The organism is Ruminococcus sp. OM04-4AA (assembly GCF_003462585.1).
Taxonomy (GTDB): domain Bacteria; phylum Bacillota; class Clostridia; order Lachnospirales; family Lachnospiraceae; genus Mediterraneibacter; species Mediterraneibacter faecis.
This window is the reverse complement of record NZ_QTZH01000013.1, coordinates 24,836-38,716: the sequence shown is the minus strand read 5'-3', so window position 1 is coordinate 38,716 and position 13,881 is coordinate 24,836. Positions and strand designations below refer to the sequence as shown.

Sequence of the window (13,881 nt, the reverse complement as noted above, 5' to 3'; positions counted from 1 at the left end):
GGTGATAGAATGATCTATAAATTCGGGGAACGTCTGACAGAGATCAGTCAGGAAGAATGGGAGAAAGAAAAGTGTCCTGCTGTGTTCCTCACAGATTCCAATCATGCGGAGGAGACATTGGCAACAGCAGGGATCATATATGAAAGTGAGATCCAGATTGCAAAGATCGGATTCTGTAAGATTGAGAATCAGCAGGAATGTATGGTAGGAACTTTCTGTATTCCAAAGCTTCTTGATGTATTAGGAAGCAGATACCGAATGTACATGTTTGTAAATGAAGATAATGTTGTTATCGTAGATGACGAGACATTTTCGGAAAGACTTATTAACAGAATCAAGAGAAAACGAATGCATCAGGGCGAGACGAAGGAACGATTCCTTTATAATTATATTGCAGAGTTCATGAGTCGTGATCTGGAGATCCTTGTGGCTTATGAGCGCAGACTTCTTCGTATGGAAGAGGATGTGTCCCAGGATCATACAGATACGATCCAGAACCGACTGATGCCAATCCGAAGGGAACTTCTGAATCTGAGAAGCTATTATGATGAGATGATGGACTTGACAAAAGAGCTTGAAGAGAACGAGAATGGATTGTTTTTGAATGATCAATTGAAATACTTCGGAACACTTACTGACCGTGCAGACCGTCTGATGAGCCGTACTTCTCATCTGTTGGAATATGCCCGTCAGGTAAAGGAGGCTTACCAGTCTCAGATTGACAATAGACAGAATAACAACATGCAGTTTTAACAGTGATTTCCACGATTTTCTTCCCACTGACATTGATCACGGGATGGTTTGGAATGAACTTTAAAGATATGCCTGGACTTGAAAATGGATATCCAGCGGTAATGGCACTTAGTATTGTCATTATCGTGATCTGTATTTTGATCTTCAAGAAAAAGAAGATTATCTAAAAAACTGAAAAAACTGTAAAAATAGCGTTGACAATCCTCGATTGAATGCTATAATGATGGTCAGAAGAAGTTAAGGATTATAAAGCAACATAGTTCTTAGCCGATAACACGATGACGAGACGAGTAGGATGTGGAATGTTACAGAGAGAGATACATTTGCTGGAAGTATCTTAGCAGGAATCATTTGAAGACTACCTCTGAGTGGCCCCAATCCGGTCCGGTGATTCCGTTATAATCATGAATGAAGTGGTTTTAAAGCAGTACATTTACTGTGATCTTGAAAACAAAAAGGGTGGAACCGCGGATAGTAAAGTAATTGATAATCAGACTTTATCCGTCCCTTGCATGTGAGTGCAGGGGACAGATGAAGTCTTTTCTTTTTCCGTAGAATCCCCGAATGAAAGCATGCATAGTTACTTGAAGAAAATAGGAGGAAGCGAAAATGATTATTACATTAAAAGATGGATCAAAAAAAGAATATTCAGAAGCAAAATCAGTAATCGACGTTGCATTTGACATCAGTGAAGGACTTGCACGCGCAGCCTGTGCAGGAGAAGTAGACGGAGAGGTTGTAGACCTTCGTACAGTTCTTGATAAAGACTGTGAACTGAACATCCTTACAGCAAGAGATGAGAAAGGATTGGCAGTACTTCGTCACACAGCATCTCATGTAATGGCAGAAGCTGTTCAGACACTTTTCCCAGAGGCAAAGGTTGCAATCGGACCTTCTATTGATACAGGATTTTACTATGATTTCGAATGTCAGTCATTTTCAAGAGATGACCTTGACGCTATCGAGAAAGAGATGAAGAAGATCATCAAGAAGGGCGCTAAGATCGAAAGATTTACAAAATCAAGAGAGGATGCGATCGCATTTTTCAAAGAGAAAAATGAGCCATACAAGGTTGAACTGATCGAGGATCTTCCGGAAGGAGAAGAGATTTCCTTCTATTCTCAGGGAGACTGGGTTGACTTATGTGCAGGCCCACACCTGATGAGCACAAAGGGAATCAAAGCATTCAAGCTGTTATCATCTTCAGGAGCTTACTGGAGAGGTGATGAGAACAAGCATATGCTGACACGTATTTACGGTACAGCTTATGCAACAAAGGATGAGCTGAAAGAGCATCTGACACAGTTAGAGGAAGCAAAGAAACGTGATCATAACAAACTTGGCCGTGAGATGAAGCTTTTCACAACGGTAGATGTAATCGGACAGGGACTTCCGCTGATCATGCCAAACGGTGTTATTATCATGCAGGAATTGCAGCGCTGGATCGAGGATGAAGAGGAAAAACGTGGATATATCCGTACAAAGACACCACTTATGGCAAAGAGCGATCTTTATAAGATTTCCGGACATTGGGATCACTATAAAGAAGGAATGTTCGTTTTAGGAGATGAGGAGAAAGACAAAGAAGTATTTGCTCTTCGTCCGATGACATGTCCATTCCAGTATTATGTATACAAAGCAGAGCAGCACAGCTACCGTGATCTGCCACTTCGTTATGGTGAGACATCTACACTGTTCCGTAACGAGGATTCCGGAGAGATGCATGGTCTGACACGTGTTCGTCAGTTCACGATCTCTGAGGGACATTTAGTAGTAAGACCGGATCAGATGGTAAAGGAGTTCAAAGATTGTATCGCACTTGCACAGTACTGTCTGCAGGTTCTCGGAGTAGAAGAGGATGTAACATATCACCTTTCTAAATGGGATCCGAAAGATACTAAGAAATACATCGGAGCACCGGAAGTATGGGAAGAGACAGAAGGTCATATCCGTACAATGCTTCAGGAACTCAACATTCCATTCGTAGAGGATGTCGGAGAGGCTGCTTTCTACGGACCGAAAGTTGATATCAATGCGAAGAACGTATATGGTAAGGAAGACACAATGATCACAATCCAGTGGGATGCACTTCTTGCTGAGCAGTTTGATATGTACTATATCGATGAAAATGGTGACAAACAGCGTCCGTACATCATCCACCGTACATCTATGGGATGCTACGAGAGAACACTGGCATGGCTGATCGAGAAATATGCAGGAATGTTCCCGACATGGCTGTGTCCGGAGCAGGTTCGTGTAATTCCGATTTCTGATAAATACAATGATTATGCAGCGAAAGTGGAAGCACAGCTTAAAGAGCTAATATCCGCTGCTCAGTAGATGGACGTTCTGAGAAGATGGGATACAAGATCCGTGAGGCTCGTCTGAACAGAGTTCCATATATGCTGATCGTTGGAGCGAAGGAAGAGGAAGAGCAGAAAGTATCTGTAAGAAGCAGATATCTTGGAGATGAAGGTTCTAAGGATCTTGGAGAATTCATCGAAGCAATCAAGGATGAGATTGCAAAGAAAACAATCCGTAAGATTGAAGTAGAAGAGTAAGAATAGTTACCCGAAACAACAAAAATGCGAATCTCCCGAAGAAGTTCAAGTATGAAAATACTGATTTCTACGGGAGATTCTTATTTTATGCTATATTGTAACTGTTCAGAGCCAACCTCCAAAATGCTACGCATTTCGTCGGTGTGGCGTATCCGCCAAATAAAATTTCAAAAACAGTCTTAAAAATGCAAGCATTTTACACCTGTTTTATGAAATTTTGCTTGGCTCTGAACAGTTACATCATATTATAATATCCGGCATAAATACCATTTTTCTCAAGCAGAGTCTCATGTGTTCCGCGCTCTGCGATACCATTTTCTGTAATAACAATAATCTCGTCTGCATTTTTGATCGTGGACAGACGGTGTGCAATCGTGATAGTTGTTCTGTTCTTGGATAGTTCTTCCAGACTGTGCTGGATCCAGCGTTCACTCTCGTTATCAAGAGCACTGGTTGCTTCATCAAGGATCAGGATCGGTGGATTCTTTAAGAAGACACGGGCAATCGAGATACGCTGTTTCTGACCACCGGAAAGTCTTGCGCCGCGCTCGCCGACGAATGTATCGTACTGATCAGGCAGTTCCATGATAAAGTCGTGGATGTTCGCACATTTTGCTGCTTCGATGATTTCTTCTTCTGTCGCATCCGTCTTGCCATAGGCAATGTTGTCGCGGATGGAACCGGAGAAGAGGTAGACATCCTGCTGAACGACACCGATCTGGCTTCTAAGACTCTTCAATGTAAGAGAGCGGATATCCTGTCCGTCTACGGTGACGCGTCCGCCAGTTACGTCGTAGAAGCGAGGCAACAGGGAACAGATTGTTGTCTTTCCACCGCCGGATGGACCGACCAATGCAACTGACTTCCCAGCAGGAATTTCGATCGATACGTGAGAGAGAACAGTCGTTTCATCGTCGCTGTAATGGAAGGAGACATCTTCGTAGCAGACACGACCTTTCACATCTTTGAGTTCTACTGCATCCGGTGCATCTTTAATCTCAGGTTCAGTTTCCATAACATCAAGGAAACGGCGGAAACCGGAAAGTCCTTTCTGCATCATTTCCATCAGCTCTACAAGAATCTGGATCGGGCTGATGAAGATTCCGATATAAAGTGCGTACATCGCAAGATCAGCAGCTGACATTTCATTATTTGCAATCAGATAGCCGCCATATACAAGTGTGACCAGATACATCATTCCCTGGAAAAACAGGTTCGAGCTCATGAATTCGCCCATACACCTGTAATTGTCTTTCTTGGAGACAAGGAATGCGTGGTTACTCTTCTGGAACTTGTTCTTCTCAATCTCTTCATTTGTAAAAGACTGGACAACACGGATTCCGGATAATGTATCCTGAAGGCTTGCGTTGACATCACCGATTTTCTTTCTGTTTTCCATAAAGGTGCGCTGCATCTTCTGGTTCTGACGGAAAGAGAAGAGAAACATCAGGATCACAAGTACGATCAGCGGAAGAGCCAATTTCTTATTAATTAAGAAAAGGAAAATAAAGGATCCTACGATCTTAACTAACGAGATAAATAAGTTCTCCGGGCCGTGGTGTGCAAATTCGGAAATGTCGAACAGGTCACTGACCAGTTTGCTCATCATCTGACCGGAATTGTTCTGACTGTAATAGGAAAAGGATAGTTCTTCATAGTGTTCGAAGAGTTCCTGGCGCATATCCCTCTCCATCTTGGCTCCCATGATATGTCCCTGACAGCTGACATAATATTTGCAGAAACTTTGGATGACATACATCATAAAGAGTCCGATTGCAATCCACGGAAGTGCCTGCAGGATGATTGCTTTATCCTGAGTAAAAAGTGTCTTGGTCGCACTTCGCAGAATCTGCGGATACGCAAGATCCACAAGACTGATAATGGCTGCACAGAGAAGGTCAATAAAAAAGACCGTTTTGTACGGGCCATAGTAGTGGATGAATTTTTTTAGTGTATTCATAAACAAATCCTCCCAGTTTTTTCTTATATACATTAGTTTAGCACAAGTGAATATTCTTGACAAGAAAGTCGGGGTATGATAAAAATGTTATTACTGTTTAAGTTACTGTTTACTCCGTTTACAGCAACTTGGTCAAAATTCATTCCAAATCACCTTCGGTGATGGAATTTTGCCCCGTATGTCTCGGGATTTTGCCATATTCATGGCAAAACACCTCGCGGGATATTACCTGTGAACAGTAACATGTTTAACATAATGTAAAGAAGTGGAAAAAGTCAGGAGAATAATCAATGAATTTATATCTTGCCCCGCTGGAGGGAATTACAGGACATATTTATAGAAATGCACTGCATCAGTGCTTTGATGGATTTGATAAGTATTTTATTCCATTTATCAGTCCGAATCAGAAAGGACATTTCAGCACAAGAGAGAAGAAGGATGTGATGCCGGAGCATAATCAGGGAATGTATGCCGTGCCGCAGATCCTTACAAATAATGTGGAAGATTTCTTATGCACAGCAAAGAAGCTTGGAGATTATGGATATAAGGAAGTGAATCTGAATCTTGGATGTCCGTCTAGAACTGTTGTGACGAAGGGAAGAGGAGCGGGATTTTTGGATGAGCCACAGAAGTTGGATCGATTTCTGGATGCGGTTTTTGAGAAATGTAATCTGGAAATCTCAATCAAAACAAGAATCGGAATGGAAGATCCGGAGGAATTCGAGACAATCCTTCCTATCTATAATAAATATCCGCTGAAGGAGCTGATCATTCATCCGCGCGTGCAGAAAGAGTTCTATAAGAACACACCCAAGCTTGATACATATGCATGGGCAGTGGAACATAGTCAACATCCGCTTTGTTACAATGGGGATATCTGTACCGTGGAAGATATGGAACAGTTGAAAACAAGATTTCCGCAGACGGATACGGTGATGATGGGACGCGGTGTGCTGGCTGATCCGGCACTGGGAAGAAAGCTAAAAGGCGGAAGTGCCGCAACGATAGAAGAACTAAAGAAATTCCATGATCTTCTCTATGCGGCATATTGTGAAGAAATGTCAGGAGACCGGACGGTTCTTTATAAGATGAAAGAAATGTGGTTCTATCTTCACCCAATCTTTACAGATGGAAGAAAGTATTTCAAGAAGATCAAGAAATGTGAGAAATGTGTAGTATATGAATCTGTAGTGAAGGAATTGTTTTTGAGAAGCTACAAATGATTTGAATGAGGTGACAAAAAGAAATGGACGCTATTTTACAATTAGATCAGAACATTCTGCTTTTTATTCAAGAATATATCCGTCATGACTGGATGGACTGGTTCTGGAAAGGGATCACGCATCTTGGAGATTTTGGAATCTTCTGGATTCTTCTAACGATTGTTCTACTGATTCCTAAGAAGACAAGGAAGGCCGGGCTTGCATCAGCGTTGGCACTTATTATAGGAACACTGATCACAAATGTGGCGATAAAGAATGTGGTTGCCAGAATAAGGCCGTATGAAGTGATACAGGAATTAGAACTTATGATTGAGAAACAGAAGGATTTTTCTTTCCCTTCCGGTCATACATGTGCATCCTTTGCATCAGCATTTGCAATCTACAAGTGCAAGGAAGTGTTTCCGAAGAAATGGAGAACTGCGGCAATGGTATTGGCTACTTTGATCGCATTATCGAGATTATATGTAGGGGTACATTATCCGACCGACGTTCTCGGAGGATTGATCGTCGGACTATTCTCGGGCTGGGCAGGATGTAAGATTGAAGAGCTGATCATGAAAAAGAGAGCAGAGAAAAAGAAAACTGCTGATAATAAGTGAAGGACAGGAATTTAAGAACCTGTCAGATAGAAAAAGGATTTGATTCATCTGGGTTTTGCCAGATACGATCAAATCCTTTTTTGAGTCCACTTTAGAGTGTGACTTTTAAAATTTGCTATTTATTTTTCTCTTTCTGATTCTCCAGTGCAGCTTCAACGAATCCCTTGAACAGTGGATGCGGTCTGTTTGGTCTGGATTTCAGCTCTGGATGCGCCTGAGTTGCGATAAACCATGGATGAGACGGAATCTCAACCATCTCTACAATACGGCTGTCCGGTGAAAGTCCGCAAAGGGACATTCCGTTTTCTTCAAGAACTTCACGGTAGTCATTGTTTACTTCATAGCGATGACGGTGACGCTCTTCAATCTCTTTCTTTCCATACAGTTTATAAGCAAGAGAGTTGTCTTTCAGCACACATGGATAAGAACCAAGTCTTAAAGTACCACCAATATCTTCAATACCAATCTGATCAGACATGATATGGATGACCGGATGTGTTGTATCCGGATTGAGCTCCATGCTGTGTGCATCTTTGTAACCGATGACATTTCTTGCAAATTCAACGATAGACAGCTGCATACCAAGGCAGAGACCAAGGAACGGAACGTTGTGTGTACGGGCGTATTTGATCGCTGTGATCTTTCCTTCTACACCGCGGTGGCCAAATCCACCCGGAACAAGGATACCGCTTACGTCAGAGAAGAGTTCTTCAGCATTTTCTTCTGTTACAGTTTCGGAATCGATCCATTTGATATTCACTGTTGTGTGTGTGTAGATTCCGCCGTGCTTTAATGCCTCTACAACACTGATGTATGCGTCATGAAGCTGGATATATTTTCCAACCAGTGCGACAGTAACTTCCTGAGTTGGATGACGAAGGTTTTCAACCATATCAGTCCAGTCAGCAAGATCTGGTTCCGGGCAGTCAAGATGCAGAGATTCACATACAACCTGTGCAAGATGCTCTTTCTCCATGGCAAGTGGGGCCTCATAGAGATATTCTACATCCAGGTTCTGAAGTACATGGTCAGCCGGGAGATTACAGAACAGAGAAATCTTGTTTCTCATCGCATCATCCAGTGGATATTCGGAACGGCAGACAATGATATCCGGCTGGATTCCCATTCCCTGAAGTTCTTTTACACTTGCCTGTGTCGGTTTTGTCTTCATTTCCTGAGATGCTCTTAAATAAGGAATCAGAGTAACATGGATCAGAATAACATTTTCTGCTCCGCGCTCATGTTGAAACTGACGGATGGATTCAAGGAAAGGCTGGCTTTCAATATCACCTACTGTACCGCCGACTTCGATGATAGCAATCTCAGTATCTGTTGCAGCCGGATTACGGTAAAAACGGCTCTTGATCTCATTTGTAATATGAGGGATTACCTGAACAGTTCCTCCGCCAAAATCTCCGCGGCGTTCTTTCTGAAGAACGGACCAGTAGATCTTTCCTGTTGTAACATTGGAATTCTTTGTCAGGCTTTCATCGATAAATCTTTCGTAATGACCAAGGTCAAGGTCAGTTTCTGCACCGTCATCCGTAACGAAAACCTCTCCGTGCTGTACCGGGTTCATTGTACCTGGGTCAATATTGATGTAAGGATCGAATTTCTGCATAGTCACAGTGTAACCACGCGCTTTCAAAAGTCGTCCCAAAGATGCAGCTGTAATTCCTTTTCCAAGACCGGATACAACTCCGCCTGTAACAAATACATATTTTACTGCCATAGTGTCTTTCCTCCTCCGTGAATAGTTGTTATCAAAAAAAATACTTTCCAAGTATACACCTATTCAGAAAAAAATTACAATACTTTTTTGATAAAAACATATAAAAAAGATGGGGTGAAGCTTTTTTGACGAGGTGATGTAAAGAAGCAAAGGCGAAAAAACCTTGTAAAATGGGAGAAATGCAGAAAAAACCTCTCAGACAGCAGGTGGATATACCTGAAACTGCAGAGAGGTTTTTATGATATCTTTCTGTATTGGAAAGGATTTGTCTTTAGCTTAAAATCTGATGTTCGTTCACAGCTTCACTTGTGAGCTGTACTCCAAGCTTTTTAAATGTCTTGATATCAACACTTGAAAGCATTACAGAAGTATGAGCCTGGCAACCTTTCAGTTTCGGAAGCTGGGAGAGCGCAAGCTCAGCGATTGGATTGACAGCAGCACTTGCGGAAAGTGCGATCAGGATTTCATCTGTATGAAGACGAGGGTTCTTGCTGTTCAAGTAATCTACTTTCAGTTTTTGGATTGGTTCAATCGCCTCCGGAGAGATGATATGGACATTATGATCGATGCCGGCCAGCTCTTTCAGTACATTTACAAGAAGGGCAGCACTCGCACCGAGCAGGTTGGAAGTTTTTCCGGTAATGATGCGTCCGTCTTCAAGTTCCAGTGCGGCGGCAGGTCCACCTGTTTCCTGAGCACGCTCCAGTGCCTTGACAGCAACTTTTCGGTCAGAAACAGTGATCCCTTCCATATTCATAAGAAGCTCGATTTTCTCAGCTTCTTTCTCAGAAGCATCACCTTTCAGAAGCGCATTGAGTGCTGCATAGTAGCGTCGGATGATCTCCTGGCGAGAAGCTTCGCGGCAGGCCTCATCATCACAGATACAATTTCCGGCCATATTTACCCCCATGTCTGTAGGTGATTTGTATGGGCTGGAACCGTAGATCTTCTCGAAGATTGTATTCAGAACAGGGAAGATCTCCACGTCACGGTTATAGTTTACAGTTGTTACACCATAAGCTTCAAGATGATATGGGTCGATCATATTTACATCATTAAGGTCAGCTGTAGCAGCCTCGTAAGCGAGGTTTACCGGGTGTTTCAGTGGCAGATTCCAGATAGGGAATGTTTCGAACTTCGCATATCCGGCTTCGATTCCGCGCTGGTGCTCCTGATATAACTGAGACAGGCAGACAGCCATCTTTCCACTTCCAGGTCCCGGAGCTGTTACAATAACAAGTGGATGTGAAGTCTCGATATAATCGTTCTTTCCGTAACCGTTCTCGCTGACAATCAGCGGAATGTTGGATGGATATCCCGGAATGTTGTAATGAATGTATACAGAGATTCCAAGATTCTCAAGGCGGTTCTTGAACAGAAGTGCACTTTCCTGTCCGGAGAACTGTGTGATCACAACACTTCCTACGAAAAGTCCCTGCTCACGGTAAGTACCGATCAGACGGATTACATCAGAATCATAAGTGATACCAAGATCTCCACGGATCTTATTCTTCTCAATGTCTTTTGCACTGATTGCAAAGACGATCTCAGCCTGGTCACTGAGTTCCTTTAAGAGACGCAGCTTGCTGTCAGGCTCAAATCCCGGAAGTACACGGGATGCATGATAGTCATCAAAAAGCTTGCCACCGAACTCAAGGTAGAGCTTGCCACCGAATTTTCCGATACGTTCGCGGATATGTTCGGATTGCATTTTCAAATATTTGTCATTGTCAAATCCAATTTTCATCTTTTTCTCTTCCTTATTATAAAATTTGCCGAACTGTTATTAAAACTGTTAACAGATAGACCTGTTCTAAACAGGCATTACTTTTCTAGTATACTATGAAATGGCACGTTTTTACAATATTTTCATAATCTTTTTATTGATTTATGGAAATCCACTATTTATAATGGTAAGAAGTAGTTATTTTTTACACATGATGATGTGAAATGCAGATGAGAAAATAACCACTATTCAAGTTTTGGAGGAAGACAATGGAGAATAACAATAAAAACAATGGACCGAACAAGAACCGACAGGGTTGGGGAATTATTTTGTTCACTACCTTGTTGGTTACTTTTGTTGTTATGGGCCTATATTCTATGATGCAGGGCGGAAGCGCTTCTGAGATCAGCTATGATAAATTTCTGAAATTAGTTGATAATGGAAAAGTAGAGTCTGTTACATTTACCAATTCAAGGATTAATATCGTTTTGACAGATGACGCCAGAAAGGAAAAGGCAGAGGGAAAACTTACAGAAGTAAAGGATAATGAGAAAGCTTCTGCAGACCAGAGTGATAGTTCAGATTCTAAGGAAAGCGAAGATCAGGAAAATGTTATGGACAGTCTGCTTGGCCAGATCAGTCAGATGCAGGGGAGCTCCAAGAGCAAGGAACCGGATTATTACACAGGAAATGTATCAGATGACACACTTGTAAAGCGTTTAGATAAGGCAGGGGTAGAGTTTAAATCCCAGATTCCGGATACGGCAAGTTCACTGATCATGGATATCTTCATCACAGTGATCCTTCCGATCGTACTTCTTGTATTCATGTTTAATTTCCTTATGAAGAAGATGTCTAAGGGCGGCGGCATGATGGGAATCGGCAAGAGCAATGCCAAGATGTATATGGAGAAGCAGACAGGTGTGACATTCTTAGATGTTGCAGGTGAAGATGAAGCGAAGGAGTCCTTGCAGGAAGTTGTTGATTTCCTGCATAATCCTGGAAAATATACAGGTATCGGAGCGAAGCTTCCGAAGGGAGCACTTCTTGTAGGACCTCCGGGAACAGGTAAGACACTTCTTGCGAAAGCAGTTGCAGGAGAGGCGAAGGTTCCGTTTTTCTCCTTGTCAGGATCTGCATTCGTAGAGATGTATGTCGGTGTAGGTGCTTCCCGTGTGCGTGACCTGTTCAAACAGGCACAGCAGATGGCTCCATGTATTGTATTTATCGATGAGATCGATGCAATCGGTAAGAGCCGTGACAGCGCACTTGGCGGTGGCGGTAATGACGAGCGTGAGCAGACATTAAACCAGCTTCTTGCAGAGATGGATGGATTCGATACGAATAAGGGACTACTTGTTCTTGCAGCAACAAACCGTCCGGAGATACTTGATCCGGCGCTGTTGAGACCGGGACGTTTCGATCGCCGTATCATAGTAGATAAGCCGGATCTGAAAGGTCGTGTCGAGATTCTTAAGGTTCATGCGAAGGATGTTAAGATGGATGAGACAGTCAATCTGGAAGAGATTGCGCTTGCAACTTCAGGAGCAGTTGGATCAGATCTTGCCAATATGATCAATGAGGCTGCAATCACTGCAGTTAAGCATGGCAGACAGGTTGTCAGCCAGAAAGACCTCTTTGAGGCAGTGGAAGTTGTACTTGTAGGTAAAGAGAAGAAAGACCGTATCATGAGTGCAGAAGAGCGAAGAATCGTATCTTACCATGAGGTTGGACATGCGCTTGTCACAGCACTTCAGAAGAATACAGAACCGGTACAGAAGATCACAATCGTTCCTAGAACAATGGGAGCACTCGGTTATGTAATGCAGACACCGGAGGAAGAGAAGTTCTTAAATACGAAGAAAGAGCTTGAAGCAATGATCGTTGTTGCACTCGGTGGACGTGCAGCAGAAGAGATTGTATTTGACACTGTTACGACAGGTGCATCGAATGATATCGAGCAGGCAACGAAGATCGCCAGAGCAATGATCACACAGTATGGTATGTCAGAGCGCTTCGGTCTGATGGGACTTGAATCTGTTCAGAGCCGGTACTTAGATGGTCGTGCAGTCCGTAACTGTGGTGAAGCGACAGCAGCGGAGATCGATGAAGAGATCATGAAGATGCTCAAAGCTTCTTATGAAGAAGCAAAACGCCTCTTGAGCGCAAATAGAGATGCTCTTGATAAGATTGCAGCCTTCCTGATCGAGAAAGAGACGATCACAGGTAAGGAATTCATGAAGATCTTCCGTGAAGTGAAGGGAATCCCTGAACCGGAAGAAGCAGATGGAGAGAAGAAAGAAGAGCAGGAGTCCGGAAGAATCCTGATGAAGCCGACAGAGACACAGGCAGCAGAGTCGGAAGCAGTCAAAGAACCGGAAACACAGACAACGGAAATACAGCCACAAGAAACGGTGGAAGAAGAAAAGTCAGAGTAAGAGCTGATTATCAGTAGTAAGAGTTTCGCAGATGGAGAGGAAAAGTCATTTGCGAAACTCTTTTTCTTTTGAAAAAACATGGTATAATGAACGAAGTAGAAAAGGCAAGGCAGAGACAGGAGACATTAGGATGATGAAAGCAGTATTTTTTGATATAGATGACACCATTTATGATTATATTGGAGCGCATAATAATACGATGTCGGTGATGAAAGAATGGGCATATGAGAACTTAGGCATAGCAAAAGAAGACTTGGAGAAATATGTTGCCGAGGCAAGAGTGAAGGCAGATGACAGAGCCGGAAGAGATTATGCGGTGAACCATAATCGCCTGGTGAGATTTCAGTGTATGCTGGAGACACTTGGAAAGCCAGTTTTCCCATATGCGTATGAGATGTATAATCTGTACTGGGACACATTGATCGATCAGATTATTCCATCTCCTGGAATTGAAGAGTTGATGAAAGAATTGAAACAGCGAGGCATTTATATCGGTATAGGATCCAATATGACTTCAGACGTCCAGTATCGGAAGATATTAAAGCTTGGATTAGGTAAGTATATTGATGGAATTGTGACAAGTGAAGAGTCTGGCGAGGAAAAACCGCATCGAAAACTTTTTGATCTCTGTGTTGAAAAAGCAGGAGTGATGGTGGAAGAAAGTATCTTTATCGGAGACAGCATCGCACATGATGTGACAGGAGCACAGAATATAGGAATGCCGGTGATCTTGTATCGGCCGAAGGAAAATGTGAATGAGATCGAGTGGCTTCAGACAGAGAAGGGAAAATGTCCGGTCATTGCACATTTTTCTCAGTTTTTTGAAGCAGAGAAGATGTTGTAAGAAACGAAAAAGATGTAAAAGAAACTTTAATAGGAATAAAAAGGA

General features: G+C 42.6%; 7 protein-coding genes and 2 pseudogenes. 6 read left to right on the top strand and 3 right to left on the bottom strand.

What is annotated here, in order from left to right; genetic code table 11:
* The first annotated feature begins 9 nt into the window (after positions 1–9).
* Together DXB52_RS05910 and thrS are read left to right on the top strand one after the other, a co-directional pair.
* Positions 10–920: pseudogene (locus tag DXB52_RS05910) on the top strand (magnesium transporter CorA family protein).
* A 442-nt stretch (positions 921–1,362) separates the two neighbouring features.
* Positions 1,363–3,314: pseudogene (thrS, locus tag DXB52_RS05905) on the top strand (threonine--tRNA ligase).
* 235 nt (positions 3,315–3,549) lie between these two features.
* On the opposite strand, the gene DXB52_RS05900 reads toward thrS, so the two are convergent.
* On the bottom strand, positions 3,550–5,274 hold the full coding sequence (locus DXB52_RS05900; RefSeq protein ID WP_118106739.1) for an ABC transporter ATP-binding protein: 1,725 nt from the start codon (positions 5,272–5,274) through the stop codon (positions 3,550–3,552).
* A 290-nt stretch (positions 5,275–5,564) separates the two neighbouring features.
* On the opposite strand from DXB52_RS05900, the gene DXB52_RS05895 reads away from it, so the two are divergent.
* Positions 5,565–6,497 (top strand): tRNA dihydrouridine synthase, encoded by a 933-nt coding sequence (locus tag DXB52_RS05895; protein WP_118106738.1) that lies wholly within the window; start codon positions 5,565–5,567, stop codon positions 6,495–6,497.
* Between the two features lie 23 nt (positions 6,498–6,520).
* Positions 6,521–7,096 (top strand): phosphatase PAP2 family protein, encoded by a 576-nt coding sequence (locus DXB52_RS05890; RefSeq protein ID WP_118106737.1) that lies wholly within the window; start codon positions 6,521–6,523, stop codon positions 7,094–7,096.
* Between the two features lie 115 nt (positions 7,097–7,211).
* On the opposite strand, the gene DXB52_RS05885 is transcribed toward DXB52_RS05890, so the two are convergent.
* Positions 7,212–8,828, bottom strand: a complete 1,617-nt coding sequence (locus tag DXB52_RS05885) for a CTP synthase (RefSeq protein WP_117540572.1) — start codon at positions 8,826–8,828, stop codon at positions 7,212–7,214.
* Positions 8,829–9,099: 271 nt separating this feature from the next.
* Entirely contained in the window at positions 9,100–10,575 is a 1,476-nt protein-coding gene (locus DXB52_RS05880) for a DUF1846 domain-containing protein (protein ID WP_117569308.1), read from the bottom strand.
* A gap of 248 nt (positions 10,576–10,823) precedes the next feature.
* On the opposite strand from DXB52_RS05880, the gene ftsH reads away from it, so the two are divergent.
* Complete coding sequence (gene ftsH / locus DXB52_RS05875) at positions 10,824–12,992, top strand: ATP-dependent zinc metalloprotease FtsH (RefSeq protein WP_117861039.1); 2,169 nt, start codon at positions 10,824–10,826, stop codon at positions 12,990–12,992.
* 130 nt (positions 12,993–13,122) lie between these two features.
* Complete coding sequence (locus DXB52_RS05870) at positions 13,123–13,836, top strand: HAD family hydrolase (protein WP_181989169.1); 714 nt, start codon at positions 13,123–13,125, stop codon at positions 13,834–13,836.
* Positions 13,837–13,881: the final 45 nt, after the last annotated feature.

Bases quoted from the DNA above. Each gene is read 5' to 3' on its own strand.
- DXB52_RS05880 (WP_117569308.1), bottom strand. From the start codon at position 10,575: ATGAAAATTGGATTTGACAATGACAAATATTTGAAAATGCAATCCGAA.
- DXB52_RS05885 (WP_117540572.1), bottom strand. From the start codon at position 8,828: ATGGCAGTAAAATATGTATTTGTTACAGGCGGAGTTGTATCCGGTCTT.
- DXB52_RS05895 (WP_118106738.1), top strand. From the start codon at position 5,565: ATGAATTTATATCTTGCCCCGCTGGAGGGAATTACAGGACATATTTAT.
- DXB52_RS05890 (WP_118106737.1), top strand. From the start codon at position 6,521: ATGGACGCTATTTTACAATTAGATCAGAACATTCTGCTTTTTATTCAA.
- ftsH (WP_117861039.1), top strand. From the start codon at position 10,824: ATGGAGAATAACAATAAAAACAATGGACCGAACAAGAACCGACAGGGT.
- DXB52_RS05870 (WP_181989169.1), top strand. From the start codon at position 13,123: ATGATGAAAGCAGTATTTTTTGATATAGATGACACCATTTATGATTAT.
- DXB52_RS05900 (WP_118106739.1), bottom strand. From the start codon at position 5,274: ATGAATACACTAAAAAAATTCATCCACTACTATGGCCCGTACAAAACG.